Annotated in this window: 15 protein-coding genes; all 15 read right to left on the bottom strand. The window is 41.7% G+C overall.

Translation table 11 applies throughout. From position 1 onward, the window contains the following. Positions 1-83 precede the first annotated feature (83 nt). Complete coding sequence (locus OCV57_RS02590; RefSeq protein ID WP_267300384.1) at positions 84-3,794, bottom strand: UvrD-helicase domain-containing protein; 3,711 nt, start codon at positions 3,792-3,794, stop codon at positions 84-86. Continuing rightward, on the bottom strand, positions 3,795-7,151 hold the full coding sequence (locus OCV57_RS02585) for a PD-(D/E)XK nuclease family protein (RefSeq protein ID WP_267300383.1): 3,357 nt from the start codon (positions 7,149-7,151) through the stop codon (positions 3,795-3,797). A 95-nt stretch (positions 7,152-7,246) separates the two neighbouring features. Next, the gene (locus tag OCV57_RS02580) at positions 7,247-7,483 is read right to left on the bottom strand and encodes a hypothetical protein (RefSeq protein WP_267300382.1); all 237 of its coding nucleotides are present in this window, start codon (positions 7,481-7,483) and stop codon (positions 7,247-7,249) included. A gap of 60 nt (positions 7,484-7,543) precedes the next feature. Next, entirely contained in the window at positions 7,544-9,910 is a 2,367-nt protein-coding gene (locus OCV57_RS02575) for a homocysteine S-methyltransferase family protein (RefSeq protein WP_267300381.1), read from the bottom strand. Continuing rightward, positions 9,900-10,571, bottom strand: coding sequence for a vitamin B12 dependent-methionine synthase activation domain-containing protein (locus OCV57_RS02570; protein WP_267300380.1), 672 nt, complete (start codon positions 10,569-10,571; stop codon positions 9,900-9,902). The genes OCV57_RS02575 and OCV57_RS02570 overlap by 11 nt, the downstream gene beginning before the upstream one ends. Positions 10,572-10,678: 107 nt before the next feature. Next, positions 10,679-12,349, bottom strand: a complete 1,671-nt coding sequence (recN, locus tag OCV57_RS02565) for a DNA repair protein RecN (RefSeq protein WP_267300379.1) — start codon at positions 12,347-12,349, stop codon at positions 10,679-10,681. A gap of 21 nt (positions 12,350-12,370) precedes the next feature. Beyond that, the gene (argR, locus tag OCV57_RS02560) at positions 12,371-12,829 is read right to left on the bottom strand and encodes an arginine repressor (RefSeq protein ID WP_022286859.1); all 459 of its coding nucleotides are present in this window, start codon (positions 12,827-12,829) and stop codon (positions 12,371-12,373) included. Continuing rightward, positions 12,826-13,701 (bottom strand): NAD(+)/NADH kinase, encoded by an 876-nt coding sequence (locus OCV57_RS02555; protein ID WP_267300378.1) that lies wholly within the window; start codon positions 13,699-13,701, stop codon positions 12,826-12,828. Before OCV57_RS02555 ends, argR begins: the two co-directional genes overlap by 4 nt. Before the next feature lie 19 nt (positions 13,702-13,720). After that, positions 13,721-14,527, bottom strand: a complete 807-nt coding sequence (locus OCV57_RS02550) for a TlyA family RNA methyltransferase (RefSeq protein WP_267300377.1) — start codon at positions 14,525-14,527, stop codon at positions 13,721-13,723. Continuing rightward, positions 14,520-16,376, bottom strand: a complete 1,857-nt coding sequence (dxs, locus tag OCV57_RS02545; protein ID WP_117863782.1) for a 1-deoxy-D-xylulose-5-phosphate synthase — start codon at positions 16,374-16,376, stop codon at positions 14,520-14,522. The genes OCV57_RS02550 and dxs overlap by 8 nt, the downstream gene beginning before the upstream one ends. 25 nt (positions 16,377-16,401) lie before the next feature. Continuing rightward, positions 16,402-17,295, bottom strand: a complete 894-nt coding sequence (locus tag OCV57_RS02540; RefSeq protein ID WP_022286855.1) for a polyprenyl synthetase family protein — start codon at positions 17,293-17,295, stop codon at positions 16,402-16,404. Continuing rightward, complete coding sequence (gene xseB / locus OCV57_RS02535) at positions 17,288-17,476, bottom strand: exodeoxyribonuclease VII small subunit (protein WP_117857305.1); 189 nt, start codon at positions 17,474-17,476, stop codon at positions 17,288-17,290. Before xseB ends, OCV57_RS02540 begins: the two co-directional genes overlap by 8 nt. Positions 17,477-17,489: 13 nt before the next feature. After that, entirely contained in the window at positions 17,490-18,683 is a 1,194-nt protein-coding gene (gene xseA / locus OCV57_RS02530) for an exodeoxyribonuclease VII large subunit (RefSeq protein WP_138337681.1), read from the bottom strand. After that, positions 18,680-19,621 carry a tRNA (adenosine(37)-N6)-threonylcarbamoyltransferase complex transferase subunit TsaD gene (locus OCV57_RS02525; RefSeq protein ID WP_267300376.1) on the bottom strand — a complete coding sequence of 314 codons (942 nt, stop codon included), beginning with the start codon at positions 19,619-19,621 and terminating at the stop codon, positions 18,680-18,682. The genes xseA and OCV57_RS02525 overlap by 4 nt, the downstream gene beginning before the upstream one ends. After that, a complete protein-coding gene (gene nusB, locus OCV57_RS02520) occupies positions 19,618-20,031 on the bottom strand; it encodes a transcription antitermination factor NusB (protein ID WP_242843630.1) in 414 nt (137 codons plus the stop codon). Before nusB ends, OCV57_RS02525 begins: the two co-directional genes overlap by 4 nt. Between the last annotated feature and the right edge of the window lie 9 nt (positions 20,032-20,040).

Here is a 20,040-nt window from a genome sequence, read left to right as displayed (position 1 = left end):
CACTTTTACCCACTTGTCAATACCTTTTCTCAAATTATTTCAAAAAAATATTATCAAGCTCTCTATATGTCGTTATATCACATTCAGAGCTTGATTTCAACCCCTTTCCGCAGCCAAAATGAATAAATATAACAGCTTTTTATTTTCTCTCCGAGTATCATCTCAAACGATGCTTTATACAGTGCAAGCTGTGTTTTATAGCCCATAAGCTGTGACACATCTTTAAATCTGTCAGTTTTATAATCAACAATAACATATCCGTCAGGCTCGTGGAAGATACAATCGGCGATACCTTGAAGCATACCGCTGTTACCATTATATTCAGGAAGATTTTCACTTAAGTCAAGATCGCTCATTGAAACAAGAAACTTCTTTTCACGCATCACATTATCGGAATTTTTCACACGCTCATAAAAATCAGATCTAAAGAATGCTTCAAGTGCTTCAACATAAACTCCGTCAGCTTCTTTCTGGCTGAAGTACCCCTGATTCACAAGACGTTCAAGCTCTTTTTTTACGCTTTCATGTGCCTTATCATAGTCCGATAACTCCATAAATTTGTGGGTAAAAGTTCCCTTTTCCGCTGCTGATAGTTTATCAAACTCATCATCAAGCCGTGGAAGACTAGGATAAAACTCAGGTTCGGTTTTCTCTGTCTGCTTCTCTTTTTCAGCCGCAGTTATCTCCGTAACAGTAAGCTTTGCTGGTGTCGATACTCCTGACCAGTCATACTCAAACGCAAATTTGTCAAGGAGATTTCTAAGCATTGTTTTGTCAGCTTCTATTTCGCTAATAGTTGTATCTTCTTCCTGTGTCTGCTCTGTATTTTCAATGCCGTATTCATTATATATTATCTCAGGCTCAGGATATCCGTCACCGTTGACAGCTATGTTATCAGTGCCAAGCCAAGATGTGAGTTGATCCCCCGTGGAGTGAAGTGCAAGCGTGATTGTTATCCAATCAAGCATCGTTTCAGCGTCCGCCACAACATTTTCAAGAGAATCTCCCTGCTTTGAGTATATGTTTCTAAGCCTGTCAACTATTCCCACCTTACGTTCAATAACCTTTTCATATGTGGTATTGCTGTAAATAATCGGTGCATAGCTTACAAAAAGTCTTTCTTTTGCTCTTGTACATCCAACATAAATCAGGCGGAGTTTTTCACTTTTTTCCTCTGCTTTTGATTCTTTTGAAAGCTTATCATAGTAAAGTGAAGTTTTTCTCATAAGTTTGCTGTTATCCATAAAACTGAAAGCAAAGCCCAGCTTGTTATGTGAACAGTAACCTTTGTCTTTCTTTATAAGCGGTATGTCAAGCTGACATAAAAATACAAATGGATATTCAAGACCTTTTGAAGCATGGTAGGTCTTTATGTAAACGGAATCTAAGCCCTCTGTTACCGTCATTGCCTGCTTAAAGGCTTTTTCATTTGAGGACACAGAGTCGATATATCTTAGAAAACCAGTTACGCCCTCCTGACTATTTTGCTCATAGGACGAAGCATATTCAAGAAGCAGACGAAGGTTTGCTCGCTTTTTATCAGAATCAAGATATAACGAAACGATCCCCATAAGGTCGGTCATGTCGTATATTTTTCTTATGAGCCGTTCAAGACCCATGCTCATTGAAAGATAACGCAGGGAATTAATAAGCTTATTAAGCTCTATGCACTTATCCTGCAATGTTTTATTATTAAAGCTTATATGGGTAGCTTCCTTTTCGTGGCTGTCCTCAGCAGAAGCTGACGCCGCTACCACCTGATAGATATGGTCTTTCAGTTTGCTGTTAGGCTTCTTTGACTTTTCTGTTACTGCCGCCATTTCATCAGGTGTAAATCCCATGATAGGCGACATCATGATAGCTGTCATTGCAATATCGTTCATAGGATTGTCAATTACCCTGAGCATATTCAGCACAAGTGTTATCTCTCTTGACTTCATGTATCCGTTTGTATCCTCAGAATATGCTTTCAGATCTACTTCTTCAAGGGCTTTTGCCATAAGGGTAATTTCATCATTCTTTTGAACAAGTATACAAAAATCTCCTGCACGGCACGGTCTTAGAGAGCCATGATCTTTGACTTCCTCACCGTTTTCAAGCATGTGCTTTATCTTTTGCGCTATTACTTTGTTCTCCACAGAATAGCCATTTGTCTTTTTGTAGTCCTTATCAAAAGGTATGAGCATTATTTCTGTAGGCTTGTTATTTTCATCATAAAGTTCACCGTATCGAAGTTCTTCATTTCTATCATAATCCACCTGACCTGTGTGCTGCGTCATAAGATAGTGGAACAGAAAATTTACAAAATCGACCACAGACTCACGACTTCTGAAATTCTTGCTTAGCAAGATAGCCTCGAGCTGTTCGCTGTTTTCAGGTGCGGAAGCGTCATTTCTCGTTTTGCTGAAAAGTTCAGGATTTGAGAGTCTGAAACGATATATAGCCTGCTTTATATCGCCAACCACAAAAACATTTTTGCCCATGATATCCAAGTTATCAGAATCAGAAAGCGAGCGGAAAACAATCTCCTGAAGATTATTCACGTCCTGAAACTCGTCTATGAAAATAAGCTCATATAGCCTGTTTCTGCGAATTTCCTCGCAAAGCTCCGTGCGAACAGGTCCATTCTCGGTATCTTTTACAAGCAATTCTCTCGCCATTATCTCAACATCAGAAAAAGTAACGCCATTTCGTTCAAGCTTCATTTCTTGTGAGATTTTGTCTATATCTTCGCATACCCTGCACAGAACAGTAAATATTCTGTCAGATTCAAGCATATTTTCCTTCATGATTAGTTTGGTGTTATTGAACATATCGGTAATTTTAGCTACGATATCTTTATATTTGTTTCTGTATGATGCACAGAAGGCATAATTGTCCTTGAACCTAATGCGAATATCATCGTCAAGTGATGCATTGAAAGCCTTGTTCGTGGGAAATCTTTTTATGGTGCTGAATTTCCAATCTGACTTAGCAATAGTATCTATATCGCCGCTTTCAAGAAGCTTTCTTAACCTATGAAGAAGTTCTCTGTCACTGTCGGCAGTTTCATTCATTTTGATATGTTTTATAAAAGGTATGCCTTCTATCTCTTTACGGCAGGCATATTCTTCAAAAACCTCATACATTGAAAATGCTTCTTTCAGCTTTGTTTGAGCTACACATATATTATCTTTTATAAAGCTGTCAAAAATTTTATCATCAGTAAAGTTTTTATGTACCTCCGCTATCCAACGCTCAGGAAACGGCAGCGAACGCATGAATTTATAAAGATTGTCGGTGATTTCATTGAGAGTTTTATCCGCAAAAGCGTTTTTCAGCAGTTTGTAGCTTTCATAATCTTCTTCACAAAGCTTTTCATAAGCCTGCGTGATAGCTTCCTGCAAAATAAGATTTTGTACACTGTCATCAAGTATATCAAGTCCGCCCTGAAAATCAAATTCATGTAGATTACTTTTCACAAGGTCAAGACAGAAAGAATTTATTGTAGATATCCTCGCAAGCTGGATAAGATTTTGCTGACTAAGCAGCCACTTGTTTTCAGGGTCACGACGAAGCTGTTCGTCAAAAGCACGGCTGAGCTTTTCTTTCATGCTTGAAGCGGCTTCTTTTGTGAATGTTACTGCAAGAAGTCTGTCGGCAGGTATTTTATTTTTTTCATCAGAAAGAAGTTGTATCATTCGTTCTATAAGCACTGTGGTTTTGCCGCTTCCTGCCGCCGCTGAAACTATAATGCCCTTGCCACGGTCACTAATGGCTCTTTCCTGCTCTTTGGTCCATTTTGTATCAGCCAATTATTTTTTCTCCTTTCTGTCAGTTAGTTCTTCCATAAGTTTTTCTTCATAAACGCTGTCTTTCACGTCTGTAACGTCCTCTTGGTTTATCCTGCCGCAGATATCGTGAAAATCACAGTGCTTGCAGGCTTCCGCCACAGGTCTTGCCTGAATGTTTCCCTGGCAAAGCTGTTCACCAAATTGCGCCACTTTGCCTATAGCAAATTCTCTGAGCTTTGTAAAAAAGCCGTCTGGAATAGTGCCTGAAATGCCGTTGGTTTTAGAATATTTAAAAGGCGCATAGGCGTAATTTTCTTCTGAGCTGAAAGCTTCAGTGACAGCCTTTATATCAACGACTTTTCCTATAGGCTTGAAAGCGTTTAGCCGTGATCTGCTCTCGGCTTCTTCTACGTCAGCGTCGGCTGTCTGCTCGTATGTTTTAGGCTTGTTTCCTAGCGTGTAGTATACGATACCAGCCTGCTTCAATCCACCGTCTATATTCACTGGATTTTTGGTTTCAAGCAAAGCGGTAAGATACACGAACATCTGCAAATTAAGGCCATTATAGAGCATTGAATATTTAAGGTCAATAGAGCCTGTTTTATAATCGATTATTCTCACATATTTTTCACCGTTCTCGTCCTCGAAAACGTCAACTCTGTCGATAATTCCCGTAAGGATTATCTTATCTCTGCCGTTTACGTCTATGATAAGTCTGTCTTCTCCTTCGGACTTATCTATTTTGTATTCCAAAAGCGCAGGTCTGAATTTTGAGTGAAGAAGCTCATTCTGCATAAAACGAATGATATGCAGGATATTGCTTTCCATACGCTCCTGTAAAAATACAAATGACGGAGATTTTCCGAACATTCCACCAAGGCTTTCCTTTATATATTCGGTAACGTTTTTGTGGATATACTCTTTTATCTCATCATCTGAGAGAGTAAGGAAAGCATTGTCAAAGCCTGTGCCGTCATCACCTTTACGCATTATCTTTTCAAGAAGCTGATGAATGATAAGTCCCCTGTTAAGCCCGTCGATGTCTGCCTTTCTGACAGTTTTAAGACCAAGACCATACTTGCAGAAATAATTGAACGGGCATTTATAATATGTATCAAGCTGAGTAGGCGAGACCTTTGCAGGCTGTTCTGACATAAAAAGTTTTTCTGCGGTCTTTTCTTCAAGCTTATAGTCACCGTTTTCATGAAGATTCTTTGTTCGCATAAGTTTCTCGGCATATTCCTGCGATAACCCCAACACAGACCTAATCGCAGAAGTTGTAGCGTTTTTATCACGGGAATGTTCCATATATTTATAGTAAGCTGTCCTGAAAGAAGTGCAGTAAAAATCAAGCCCCATATCCTGAGCTTTGATATTGATTTTGCCGAACATTCCGTTAAGCTCGGAAACAAGTGCAGAGGGGTGGTGAGCTTCTCCTACAAGGTCAGATTCTGAATAAAGCACATAGAGCTTTTCGTCTGCAAGGGTAAAAGCGTTGTAGCACACAAGCTTCTCTGTCTGAAAAGATTTTCTTGCGCTGTGTGAGATATGAATATTGCTTCCCTCTAATATCATTTTTTCATTTTCTGTGATAAGTCCAGCAGAGCTTAATGGCGCAGGAAATATGCCGTCGTTCACCTCAACAAGAAAGACAGCCTTTACGCCCTCAAGCCTTGAATGGCTCGGGTCGCATATCCTTACGCAGTCAAGTTTCTGCGGAGGACGTGAAACACTCATTTGCGAAAGCATGAGCTTGAAAAGCTCATAAAACTGTCTGAGGGAGATAACTTCGTCATTCATGCAGTCATAGACGGATTTAATAGCCGAAAGAACAGAGTTCCAAAGTTGTTTCAATCCTCTTGCCATTTCAAGCTGAGTTTCGTTATCCGAAGTTCCTGCCTTTTTTACTACAGAAAAGGTCTGCTGAGAAAGCTCAATGCTGCCAAGAAGATCATAAAGCCCACGGCACAGTTCCCCTGCTGTAACGTCTTTAACAAGTTTGCTTTTAAATGCTTCAAAAGGCTCGATTATCTTTCGTCTTGAGCAGTTTATTTTTTCAAGCTGTTTTTCGCTGAGATCACCTGCAACAGTAAAATCACTGAGCCACATATCACCATCAACGCTCCAGCGTATGCAATAGTCTTCCAGATTTGATATCTCGATATTCAGCATTGGGAAAAGCGGCGATTTTATGTATTTCAAAATATTGTCCGTGGAATACTTTCTTGAAAGCAAGCACTTGAAAAGCGAGTTCATATACCTCACCAGAGATGATGAAGAAACACTGTCACTGCAGTCTGAAAAATATGGTATCTCATATCTGTCAAACGTACCCTCAAAAACGGAAGCACAATCTTTAAGGTTTCTTGCAAGCAAAGCTATGTCACTGAATTTATATCCTTTTTCTCTGACGAGCTCCCATATCTTTCCACTGACAAATTCACTTTCTTCGTAAATATCCGTTGCTGATATAACAGAAACATTTTCGCACTTTCCGACGTATGGCTTTTTGCAGGTGTTGTAAATCTCTTTGCTCACATATTCAAGTTCAGGGACTTTAAATGAGCTGTTACGACACTCTACCGTGTTGACCTTGTAATTATGATCAGCGGAAATATCTGTTATCTGTTGCAACGTTTTAAGAGTATCAGCAAAAGGGTGATTTGCATATCTTCTAATGCTTTCATTGTCAATACATAGAGAGAACGTTATACTCTTGCACTGTGCGATACAAGCGTCGAGCATTTTAAGTTCATCAAAAGAGAAATCGTTGAAAGCGTCAACAAAAACTGTCATTCCACGGAAATATCCGTTTTCCTTCACCTGATCCACACTTCTTGCCATTGCCGACAGTGTATCCTGCATTCCCGCCTTTTCAAGCTCATCCATGTAAAAATCATAAAGCCTTGAGATATCAAAAAGTTTCATGGCAAGAGAGCCGCTCTGCTTCTCAGCGGCAAGAGCTAGATCCTGTGGTGTTATTCCGCTTTCACGAAACTGGCTCACAAGTTCGTTAAGTTCGGCTAAGAAACTGCCCTTTTCAAGACTCTTTTTATAAAAGCGGATATCCTTGGTCTGCTTAAGACGTCTGACAGCCTTATACATAAGGATAGTGCGGACGTTATCATCGGCATTTTCTTTTGCCCTACCGCCATAAAGCTTCTCTGTGAACTCAGCGATACGGTTAAAGCCTGCAGTCTGTATGACGTTGAAATCTGCCGCACCAAGATGTTCATACAGTTTTTTATCATATTCAAAAGAAAACTGATCTGGTATTATGACCATGACCTGCTCGCCGTTTTTCACAGCAGACTTGATCTTATCTATGAAAACTTTGTCACGTCCACTGTGAGAGCCACCGCTTATAACTGTAACCATTGAATGAGCCTCCGTTATGATTGATATTTATATAATAACACGGCAAGGCTCAAAAGTCAATCGTACTTTTAATACAAGTACAAATAAATGTACACTTAGCTAAAAAGGCTTTTAATTATCTCGGCTATTTTAAAAGTAAACTTTATATCTTCCCTATTGCCGTCTATGACAGTTATACCACTGCCATTTTTATCGTTTTTTTCATCTGACATAACATTGCTCAAAACGAATGCTGCCCCAAGATTTGATGAGGAAAAAGCAGCGGATTTGATGCCTGCAGAACTTACCGTAACGACAAATGAAATGATGATAGCTGTAACAAACTTTTTCATTAAAAATGGCCTCCCATAAATATCTGTTGTTCAGATTATGGGAGGTCATAGTTATTTTATTCAGTTTCCGAAAAATTTTCTTGCGATATCTACCGACTCTTTTGCGTCTTTTGCATAATAGTCAGCGCCTATCTGCTCTGCATAGTCAGCCGTTACCACCGCACCGCCTACTATTATCTTGCAGTCAACATTGTTTTCACGAAGAAGCTTAACTGTATTTTCCATGCTCACAAGAGTTGTTGTCATAAGCGCAGAAAGACCGATAAGATGTACGTCATTTTCTATTGCACAATCAACTACTGTCTGATAGTCAACGTCCTTGCCAAGGTCAATAACGTCATAACCATAGTTTTCAAGAAGTACCTTTACAATGTTTTTGCCGATATCGTGGATATCGCCCTTTACTGTTGCAAGGATTATCTTGCCCTTAGAAACGCTTTTTTCACCCGTTGACAGAATGTAATTTTTTATTACCTCAAAGCAAGCCTGTGCAGTGCCTGCTGTCTGGATAAGCTGTGGCAGGAAAAGCTTGCCCTTTTCAAATTCTGCACCAGCCTTATCAAGTGCTGGGATAAGCATATCGTTGACAATGTTCATGGCTTCTGTTTCCTGCAAAAGCTTTGCAGTAAGGTCAGCTGCTTCTTTCTTCAGACCGTTTTCGATAGCATACGGCAAGTCTATCTCAGCCTTTGCGCCTGTTGTGGCAGGAGCAGTTTTTTTCTCGCCACCGTAGTGAGAAATAAAGTCAACAGAGTTTTTATCAATGTTTGTCAGAAGCTTGTAAGCACGAACAGTTGCCGTCATAGAATCAATATTTGGATTCATTATCGGCAGGTCAAGACCCTTTGTGAGCGCCATCATAAGAAAGTTGTGATTAACTATCTCTCTGCTAGGCAGACCAAAGCTGATATTCGATACACCGAGAACTGTTTTAAGTCCAAGCTCGTTCTTTACTCGCTCCACTGCATTTACTGTCTGCATAACATTTTCCTGCTCCGCAGAAGCGGTAAGAGTAAGACAATCTATATACACATCTTCTTTTCTAATGCCGTATTCAAGCGCCTTGTCAAGTATCTTTTTAGCAAGCTCAAATCTCTTGTCAGCACTCTTTGGTATGCCGTTTTCATCGAGAGTAAGACCTACCACAGCCGCACCATATTTCTTTACAAGAGGAAGAACATTTTCAATGGAGCTGTCCTCAGCGTTTACAGAATTGACGATAGGCTTGCCATTATAAGCCCTCAGAGCCGCTTCAAGCACCTCAGGTATAGTTGAATCCACCTGCAAAGGCACATCGACAACGCCCTGCAAAGACTTTACAGCCTTGACCATCATACTCTTTTCGTCAATTCCCGGCAGACCAACATTTACATCAAGAATATCCGCACCTGCGTGTATCTGCTCGATAGCCTGACCAAGAATATAGTCGATATCGTTTGCAAGCAGTGCTTCTTTAAAACGCTTCTTGCCAGTAGGATTGATACGCTCGCCGATTATTCTTGGCTGGTCTATAACTACAGTATGTGTCGGTGAACAGCAAGCGGCAGGGATATCATTATGCACGCTGACGTGCTTCTTACCTTTGAGCATTTCAGCCAGCTTTTTGATATACTCAGGGTTAGTTCCACAGCAACCTCCAAGCACCTTAACTCCCAATGGGATAAGCTTTTCTGCAAACTCTGCAAAATCTTCAGGGGAACAGTTATATTCATTTGTAACAGGGTCAGGAAGTCCTGCATTAGGCTTTACTACAACAGGGAGATTTGTCCACTTGCAAAGCTCCTCCACAACAGGATAAAGCTCCTTTGGCCCTAATGAGCAGTTCACACCGATTGCGTCAACGCCCAGACCCTCCAAAGTCAAAGCCATGGAGCTTATGGCAACGCCCGTAAATGTACGCATATTTTCCTCAAAAGTCATTGTGCAGACTATAGGAAGATCGCTGTGTTCCTTTGCCGCAAGAACAGCCGCTTTAAGTTCATAGAGATCTGTCATTGTTTCAAAAACGATAAGGTCTGCGTCAGCTCCTGCAAGTATCTGCTCCTTATAAATATCGTAAGCTTCTTCAAAAGTGAGCGTTCCTGTTGGCTCTAGAAGCTGTCCGATAGGTCCGATATCAAGAGCAACAAGGGTATCAGTACCCTCACAGGCTTTTCTTGCATTTTTTATAGCCGCAGGGATAGCCTGCTGGACAGTATATCCGCACTTTTCAAGCTTGTGTCTGTTTGCACCGAAAGTGTTGGCGTAAACAATGTCTGAGCCTGCGTTTATATACTGGCGGTGTATGTCCACCAGCCAATCAGGCTTGTCTATGTTAAGTGCTTCAGGAGTGCCACCCATTTCAAGTCCCTTTGCCTGAAGCATCGTACCCATTGCTCCGTCAAGTATGACAAATTCTCTTGTTTTAAGTAATGTTCTAAAATCCACAATGATCTCCTCTTTTTCTGAATTGACAGACTTTCCTCATATTACAGCAGGCACAACCACGTCTGCCCTTTGATATTTCATTTTTTGACAATCCGATTATCGCCGTAACAGACTTTCTCGGCGTCAGTATATTATTTTCAGTTGCATTAAGTCCGATAAATTTCTGCGCATTGAGTACGTCAAGAAAAACTCTCTGCACGCTGATAGGCAGATCGCCATAACCAGGAGAAAACCTCCATGTCTGATTATATCCGCTGAGCTTTTCTTTCACAGTGTTGTCAACTATATCGCATACCTGCTCCACAGCCGCACTTGCAAGGCAATCCGCTATCATAGCTTTAGCCATGTCCTCTGCTTCATAAGCACGAAGCTTTCTATCAACGCCCGAAGAAATAGTCGCTGCAAAAAGCACGCATTTACTGCACCCCTCAAGGTGTCTGCATATATCATTGCCGCCAAGAAACAACGGAGTACCGATGACCTCAACACCGTTCTCTTTATGAGCGACATCAAACACTCTGTACACAAATTTAGGCTCAATGACCTTCAAAAGCTCTTTTTCACATTCATCTATCAACAAAGCCGTGCGTTCGTCTGGCTTGTTATTGCCCATTCCCATATATCTCACGGCTTCTTTGACGTTTATATGTTCAAATTTCAAATAATCACCTACCGATTGTTATTATACCACATTACTATGAATTTTACAACAATAAATAATAAATGTACGTTCACAAAAAAGTCCCCGCAATCATCAGGGACTTTGTGTTACATATTGTCAGCGTCTTTAAGATACTGTTCAGCATTTTCAAGCATAAGCTCTGTGATATTTTCACCGCCCATTATCCTTGCTATCTCATACTTTCTCTGTTCATGGTCGAGAGTTCTAACAGTTGTAACTGTCCTGTCGCCCTGTATATTTTTCTCAATAAGCAAATGATTATCCGCCATAACAGCCATTTGGGCAAGGTGGGTCACGCAAAGAACTTGCCTAAGGCGAGATATCTGTTTCAGCTTTATACCTATCTTCTGAGCCGCTCTGCCGCTTACTCCTGTGTCTATCTCGTCAAATATCAGCGTGCCGATACTGTCCTTTTCCGCAATTACGTTTTTCAGTGCAAGCATTATTCTTGAAAGCTCACCGCCTGAAGCGATCTTCGCAATAGGCTTTGGCTCTTCGCCCAGGTTTGCAGAAATAAGAAACTCTATGCTATCCATGCCATTTATGGTGAGCTTGCCTGTTTTCTGCTGAACCACCAGCTTGACCTTTGGCATATTGAGAAATTCAAGCTCCTCTGTTACCTGAGAAACAAACCGTTCTCCTGCTTTTTTTCTATGGTCTGAAAGTGCTTTGGCTTTCTTTGATACCTCAGCAAGAAGTCTTTCCTTTTCTTTATTAAGCTCGTCTAAGCTCTGCTCTGCTCCACTCAGTTCATCAAGCTCATTCTGTGAATTTTCAAGAGTAGTCAGTACATCATCAAGTTCAGGTCCATATTTCTTCATGATACGCCTGAGTTCATCAGAACGCTGATTAAGGTAATCATAACGTTTCGGGTCGATATCGAGGCTGTCAAGAAGTGAGCCTATCTCCTCGGAAATATCCTCCATTTCAATAGCCGCAGAACTAAGTCTGTCATATATAGGCGATATCTCAGTCATTATATCAGTATATCCCTCAACCGATTTTGAAGCTCTCTGCGTCATCTCCACTGCACCATCTGTGTCATCATCGCCCGAAAGAAGTTGTTTTGCCATATAAAGAGCCTCAGAGATTGCAACAGCATTTTTAGAGATGTTAAGCTCTGCTTCTATCTCTTTATCCTCGCCTTCATGAATGTTGAGCGTATTTATCTCCTCGACAATATCAGCAAGCTCAGCCATGCGAAACTCTTTTTTGCTTTGCTCAGTTTTTATCTTGTTTATCTTCTTTGCAATGCTTTGAAGCTCTCTGAAAGAGCTGTGATAATCTTCTATAAGAGCTTCCGATTCGGCATAGCTGTCAAGTATCTCTATATGACGTTCAGGAGCCATGAGTATCTGATTGTCGTGCTGTCCATGGATAGTTACAAGCGTTTCTCCGATAGCTTTAAGTACGGAAACGTTCACCGCTCTCGAGTTGACTCTTGCAACGCTTCCACCATCTGAACGTATCTCACGGGTAAGGAAAAGCTGTCCGTCTTCTGCACTTATGCCAAGCTCGTCTAGTACCTGCAAAACATTGTCCCCAATGTCAGTAAACAACGCTGAAATAACAGCCTTGTCCGTGCCTGTTCTCACAATATCCTTAGTGACACGCTGACCGAGGATAGCATTTATTCCATTTATAAGTATGGACTTACCTGCTCCCGTTTCGCCTGTGAAAACATTAAGCTTATCAGAAAAATCTATAGTCGCCTTTTCTATCACGGCAAGATTTTCAATATAAAGTTCACTTAACATTTTAGATCATTCCTCTGCTGTTTAAGAAATAATAGAGGATCTCAGTTCCTCTGCCATATGGGACGCATCTTTTTCTGTCCGCATAAGTATGAATATCGTGTCGTCACCTGCAAGCGTTCCCACAACATTGTCAAGCCCTAACTTGTCAAGCTTTGCACACACCGCCTGTGCCATGCCCGTATGACATTTCACCACAACAGTGTTAAGCGCATGATCCACTGACACAACGGCGTCTGAAATTATGCCGAAAATACCATTGTTTTGCTCTGCAATATCTTTTTTGAGTGCAGGCAGGCTGTATTTATAATTGCCGTCTGAACCAATGGTCTTTACAAGGGAAAGCTCTTTTATATCCCTTGAAACTGTTGCCTGAGTGACTTTAAGACCATGCCTTTTAAGCGCTTCACGAAGTTCCTCCTGAGTGCCGATATTTTCGTCTTTGACAATCTGCATTATCAAATTCTGACGCTGATTTTTCATATGCCGTCCTCCGCTGATTCCTTCAACGGCTGCATAAGCTTTTTGTTTATTGACGAGAAAAAGCTGCCGCCGCTTATATCTATGATTTCAACAAAATACTTCGACTTTGATACTATCACAGTGTCCTCTGCCGAAAGTCTGAAAACATTATTACCGTCAACGCTGACGATTGCGTGAGAGCCACTGTTAGTGTGACACTTGACTTTCATAACACTGTCCTCTGAAAGTATCATAGATCTTGCAAAAAGCGAGTGAGCACATATCTGTGTGAACTCTATACACTTCATTTCAGGTTCGATTATAGGTCCGCCTGCTGACATTGAATAGGCTGTTGAGCCTGTGGCTGTAGAAAGTATAACGCCGTCTGCACGAAGTGAAGAAATAAGTCTGCCGTTTTTTGAAACCTCAAAATCGGCTATCTTACAATCGTCAGCTTTTGTTACTGCAACGTCATTAAGCGCAGTATATGACTTTTTTTCACTGCCACATTCGACATTTACGTTTAACATCATTCGGCGGCTGAGGGTATATTCTCCAGAAAAAAGCTTGTCCAGCAATTCAAGCTGTGAATGTTCAAGAGAGGCCATAAAACCGAGTCTGCCACAGTTTATGCCAAGTATAGGCTTCTCAAACTCACAGCCCTTAAGAGAGCATTTGAGTATCGTTCCGTCACCACCGATCGCAACAATCATATCACACTGCTTTACACACTCGTCTTCGCTACAGAAAGTGATATCGAGCTTTCCAAAAACGTGCTTATAGCATCTATCCATAAAAAGTTTTGCACCATTTTTGTGCAGCCTTTCATATGTTGCGGTCGTATACTCAAAGCAATGAGTTTTATCAAGATTTGGATAAAGATAGATTTTCATAATATTACCACTCTTGCGTTTAGTCTTTGAAGCTATCAAAAGCTTCGTTCACAAATTCTTTTATATTGAGCTGACCAAGCTTGTCAGCCGTCATGTCAGCGTTTTTAAGTAGAATAAGATATTCAAGATTGCCGTCGCCGCCCTTAACAGGTGAAATTGTTATCTTTTCAGCCGCAAGTCCCTCTGCTCGAAAACAGCCAAGAAGCTCGGTTATCACTCTCACATGGTCTTTACGATCTTTGACGATACCCTTTTTATTGAGAGCCTGCTTGCCAGCCTCAAACTGAGGTTTTATAAGAAGAACCATTTCACCGCCATCGCAAAGACAATCGCAAAGGGATTTTATAACAAGTTTTAGAGAAATAAACGAAAGGTCACCACTTATGAACTGGACAGGTCTGTCAAAAAAATCCGCTGTCAGATATCGTGCATTCACGCCCTCACAGTTTTTCACCCTGCTGTCATTGCACAAACTTTCATCAAGCTGTCCGTGACCCACGTCCACCGCATAGACAAATTCTGCGCCATGTTCAAGCATACACTGAGTAAATCCCCCAGTTGAAGCACCAATATCTGCACAAACTTTACCTGTCAAGTCAAGCCCGAAAACATCGCAGGCATGTTCAAGCTTAAGCCCGCCCCTACCGACAAACTTCATATCGTCAGGCCTACATTTCACCCCGTCGTTCTCATCAACTAATATAGAAGGCTTGACGCAGACCTTGCCGTTTACCAACACAAATCCATTTTTTATAAGCTGTTTGGCACGTTCTCGGCTTTTTACGCCGCAGTTCGTAACTATATACACATCAAGTCTTTCACTCATCTTTCAAAAAGCCCTCAACTGTATCAGCCATTTTCTCTGCTGAAAAACCAAGCTCGTCAAGTAGCACATCACATTTTCCGTGCTTCACGAAACCGTCAATAGCAAACTGTGCCACATTTGGGCAGATAGAAGCATACTTCTCTGAAATACTTCCACAGTAATAAGCTTCCTCAAAGAACAGCACAGCATCGTAGGCTGACATTATATCAACCACCTCATTGTCTATAGGGAAAATATTCACGAGCTTAATAATATCGCACTTTATATCACGATTTCTGAGTATTTCTATAGCTGTAAAAAGATCATTTGCAAGCCTGCCGTATGTAACAAGCAGAACCTTTGCGCCCTCTATATGACGATAAACGTAAGTTGAAACAGGATCAGATGTATCATACAGCGATTGATCCCTGCCCCTTGGATATCTCACAGCACAAATGCCACTGTCGTCCTCAACAGCCTTATGCAGGCACAGTCTGAGTTCGTCATAATTAGACGGGGAGTATATCCTCATATTCGGCACAGAGGTAAGAAAAGAAACATCAAAAATTCCCTGATGTGTTTCACCATCATCACCGACTATACCTGCGCGGTCAACGCATATAACTGCATGACAACCTCCTATAGCCATATCATGGATAAGTTGGTCGTATGACCTTTGCAAAAACGATGAGTACACCGCAAAAACAGGTACATAGTTCATAGAAGCAAGCCCAGCACAGAAAGTAACTGCGTGTTCTTCGGCAATGCCTACATCAAAGAAGCGTTCAGGAAAACGCTTTGCAAAATACTGAAGCCCCGTGCCGTATTTCATTGCCGCAGTGACTGCACAAAGACGCTTATTCTTTTCTCCCATTTCACAAAGCTCTTTTCCCATTATAGAAGAAAAGCTGTCAGAAAGTACGACGTCGGGATTGCCCGTTTTTATCTCAAAGGAGCCGACCCCGTGAAACTCTCCCGGGTTAGCTTCTGCAGGAGCATAGCCCTTGCCTTTTATAGTATTCACATGAACAAAAACAGGCTTGTTTACTGCCTTTGCAGCCATAAGTCCCTGTTCAAGTTCTTCAAGATTGTGTCCGTCGATAGGTCCAATATAGTGAAAGCCAAGATCTTCAAACATGGTGCTGTGAAGTATCATGTTCTTGACCGCATTTTTGGAGTTACGAACGGCATTTTTCACAGGTTTACCTATAACAGGCGTCTTATCAAGCATTCTCTCTACTCTGCCCTTTGTTCGCTGATAGCTCTCTTTTGTACGCATGGAGGAAAGATATTTTGCCATTCCGCCAACATTTTTTGAGATAGACATTTCATTGTAGTTGAGGATAACGATGATATTTGTATCACTTTTGCCTGCATTGTTAAGTCCCTCGTAAAGCTCGCCACCTGTTGAAGCACCGTCACCGACTACAGCTATAGCATGGTGAGTTTTATCACCACTCAGCTTCATTGCTGTGGCGATCCCAAGCGCCGCAGAAACAGACGTAGAGCTATGGCCACTTATAAAAGCATCATGCACTGACTCGTCAGGTCTGCAAAAACCCGAAATACCGTTTTCCTGTCTGAGAGTTTTAAACTCTTTGAGTCTACCCGTAAGTATTTTATGTGTATATGCCTGATGACCAACGTCCCAGACGATTTTATCTTTAGGTGATTCAAAAACTCTGTGGATAGCCATTGTAAGCTCCACAGTACCAAGATTTGACGCAAGATGACCGCCGTTTTTTGAAACCGTATCTATAAGAATTTTCCTTATATCACCGCAAAGCTCCTCACACTGCGCAGTGGAAAGCTTTTTCAAGTCGGCAGGCAAATTCATTTTATAAATATCAGGCTTTTTTATTTCCGACATTATATCTAGATCTCCAATCTTTTTATCAACTTCTTCTTGTAAGCATATCAGATGTAAGCTCTGTGAGGAAAACGCTGTCCTCAAAATATTTAAGATGACCCAGTGCTTGAACTGTCAGTTGTTTTGCTATCTGTTCTGACTTGTCAAGTCCAAGAAGGGATACATATGTGTTTTTATGCTGTTCGCTGTCACTGCCGATAGGCTTGCCAAGCTCCTCAAAAGTGCCTGTTACGTCAAGGATATCGTCAACTATCTGAAATGCTCTGCCCATTGCCTGAGCATAGTCTGCCGCAAAGGGGATAGCCTCAAGCTTATCTCCAAGTATAACGCCCATTACACAAGCGGCTTCAATAAGTGCGCCTGTTTTGCAGGTCTGCAAAATATTCAGTGTATCAACATCTATTTCTTTATTTTCATACTTAAGGTCTATTACCTGACCGCCTATCATGCCGTCAGTGCCTACTGCTCTTGCCAGAACAGAGATAAGCATAACAGCCTTGTCGGCAGATATAACACCGTTCATGGCACTGTTGGCAATTACCTCAAAAGCAAGGGTATTCAGTGCGTCGCCTGCAAGGAGTGCGATATTCTCAGGAAAAGCTTTATGACATGAGGGCTTTCCACGTCTGTAATCATCATCGTCCATACAAGGCAGATCATCGTGTATAAGAGAAAAAGTGTGTATAAGTTCAATAGAACAAGCTATCTCTGCATACTTCTCTGGCTGACGCTCGCCGCACATACGGCAAAATTCAAGCATAAGCACAGGTCTGAGCCTTTTGCCCCCTGCCTGCAAAGAATACTCCATAGCCTCAACTACCTGACCCTGAAGCTCAGGCTTTGAGTGGGTAAGCTCCAGCAGTTTATTATCTATAAGTTCCACATAATAATCAAGTGTGGCTTTGTTCATATCATTCATCGCTATTATCTCCGTTCATAGCCTTTACGGAAAGCTTTGCACTTTCAAGGCTTTTTTTGCAGTCGACCGACAGATCTATCCCCTCTTTATAAAGTTCCAAAGCTTTCTCAAGAGGAAGCTTGTCATTTTCAAGCTGACCAACTATATCATTAAGTCTTGTAAGATTTTCTTCAAAAGTCATTTTAAACAGCCTTTCATTTGACAAATGTTATTTTAGCAGATACACTGCCGTCTGACAGCTTTATGTCTACCTCGTCTCCAACGTTCAGCATTGATACACTGTCGACAACGCTTTCGTCTTTCTGAACGATAGCATATCCCCTGCCCAGAATATTGAACGGACTAAGCATATTCAGAGAAGAAACATAGCCGTCAAGCTTAACTGACAGCTTTTCAAGCCTGCGTTCCATGATCTGCGACAGCCTTTTTTCAAGGTCGCACACTGCTTTTTCGCTCTGCTCTAATCTCTTTTCAGGAGAATATAATTTCAAAAGCTTATCACAGCTTTCTATCTGTGACACAGCCTTATCAAGTTTAAGCTCCATAGCCTTGTCAAGCTTTTGCCTTAAAAGCCTCACAGCATTAAGTATATCCGCCTTGTCAGGGGTAGCAATCTCAGCCGCCGCTGACGGAGTTGGTGCACGCATATCTGCGGCATAGTCTGCAAGGGTGGTGTCAGTTTCGTGACCTACAGCCGATATCACAGGTGTATTGCAGGCGTAAACAGCCAGCGCCACAGCCTCATCATTGAACACCATAAGATCTTCGCTAGAGCCACCGCCACGAGCTAAAATTATGGTATCTGCACCGCTTTTATCAGCCGCTGAAAGTGCTTTGCATATAGTTTGTGCTGCCGCCGTACCCTGCACCTGCGCAGGATAAACTTCGATATTGCACACAGGATAACGCCTTTCAGCTATATGGATTATATCCTGCAAAGCCGCCGCAGTAAGCGACGTAACAACAGCTATCTTTTTAGGCACAAGTGGTATTTTCTTCTTAGTCGCTAAGTCGAACACGCCCATTTTCTCAAGCTTTTTCTTGGTCTGTTCGAGCTGAACGTGCATAACGCCCACACCAAGAGGTGCTATCTCCGTAGCTATTATCTGATAAACACCGTCACGCTCATAGACCTCTATATTGCCCATAACAAGCACGCTCATACCATCCTCAGGCACGAATTTAAGCCTTGAAACACTGCTTGAAAACATAACAGCTTTAAGTGCAGAACTGCTGTCCTTTACTGTAAAATAGGCATGACCTGATTTGTAATGTATATTAAAATTGGATATCTCGCCCTTGACGGCAATGCCTTTCAGCTTAAGGTCAGACCGCAGTTTTGAAGCAAGATATCTGTTTAGCTGAGAAACAGTGATAACTGAACTCATATTTTGATCTTCCCTTTCCTGATCGCAGCATAGACCGCAACGCCCACTGCGTTATCACTTGAAAACTCAGGTTCAGCAAAGCTGCCGTACTTCTCAAGTTTGCTTTTTATAAAGCGATTAGACATCACACCGCCTGCAAATATAATAGGTATATCCTTATACTCATGGCGAAGATTAACTGTCATTTTCTCCACCGCAAGGCACACACAATCAATACAGTATGCCGCAACATCAGCCACCGAACAGCTCTCGTCTATAAGCTTCATGCACTGATTTTCTATTCCAGAAAGTGAACAATAAAGCCCGTCAACTGATGCTTTTGGCTTTATTTTATGTTCGCTTTCAGACGCAAGCCTTTCAAGCTCTTTACCACATGGAAAAGACAGCCCAAGCCTTACGCCTGTTCTGTCTATGGCTTGTCCGCCTTTAAGATCACGGCTTCCGCCGATCTGAGTTATATTTATCAGCTTAGCCTTGTCAGGCTCACACAAAAGAAGATCTGTAGTGCCACCGCTGACGTGAAAAGCCGCAAAAGGCTTATCAGAACTGAGCATATCCAGCTTTCCGCAGGAATAAAGTGCCGCAAGTATATGTCCCACCTGATGCGAAGTCTTTTCAAGGTCAGCTCCACAGGCAAGTGACACAGCTTGTGCAACATTTTCTCCAACAAGGAAGCAAGGCATATACGACCCCTCTGTACACCTTGGTGCATAAGAATACCCAACTGCACTTAAGTCATACTTTTTATCAAAAAGCTGTTTCATAAGTTCTGGAAGCTGTTTCGTATGGTGAAACACAGCGTCGGATTGTCTTAGTCCTCGTTCTCCCTGCTTGACAGGAAGAAGTTTTTTGCATGACCTGACCCTCATATCCGCAGTATCAAGCAGTGTACATGAAGTGGTATAATTGCTTGTGTCTATCCCGAGTACAAAACTCACTGCTTTTCCTCTTGTTCCTTTGCAAATGAGCCAAGCACACCGTTTACAAATGAAACGTCAGGCTCGAGGGCATATTTTCCTGCAAGAGCCACAGCCTCGCTTATGGCAACGTTCACAGGAACGTTCTCCTCATATATTGCCTCGTAAATAGCAAGTCTGAGTATTGCAAGATTTATCTTAGGTATTCTTTCAACAGTTCTCTTGTTGCTGAACTTGCTGATTATGCTGTCGATCTCGTCCTGCTTTTCGCAAACATTTTCCACAAGCTTTTTAACTTCATCATTTACGATGATCTCGTTCACTTCCATGGCAGACATGAAAATATCGTCAAGCTCCTCGTCCTGTCTAAACATTTTCTCAAATATCAGCAAAAATGCTGATTCTCTTATTTCACGCCTTTTAATTGGCACAAAAACACT

It is taken from the genome of Hominimerdicola aceti (genome assembly GCF_025567495.1).
Taxonomy (GTDB): Bacteria; Bacillota; Clostridia; order Oscillospirales; family Ruminococcaceae; genus Hominimerdicola; species Hominimerdicola aceti.
This window is presented reverse-complemented; position numbering and strand designations above follow the sequence as displayed.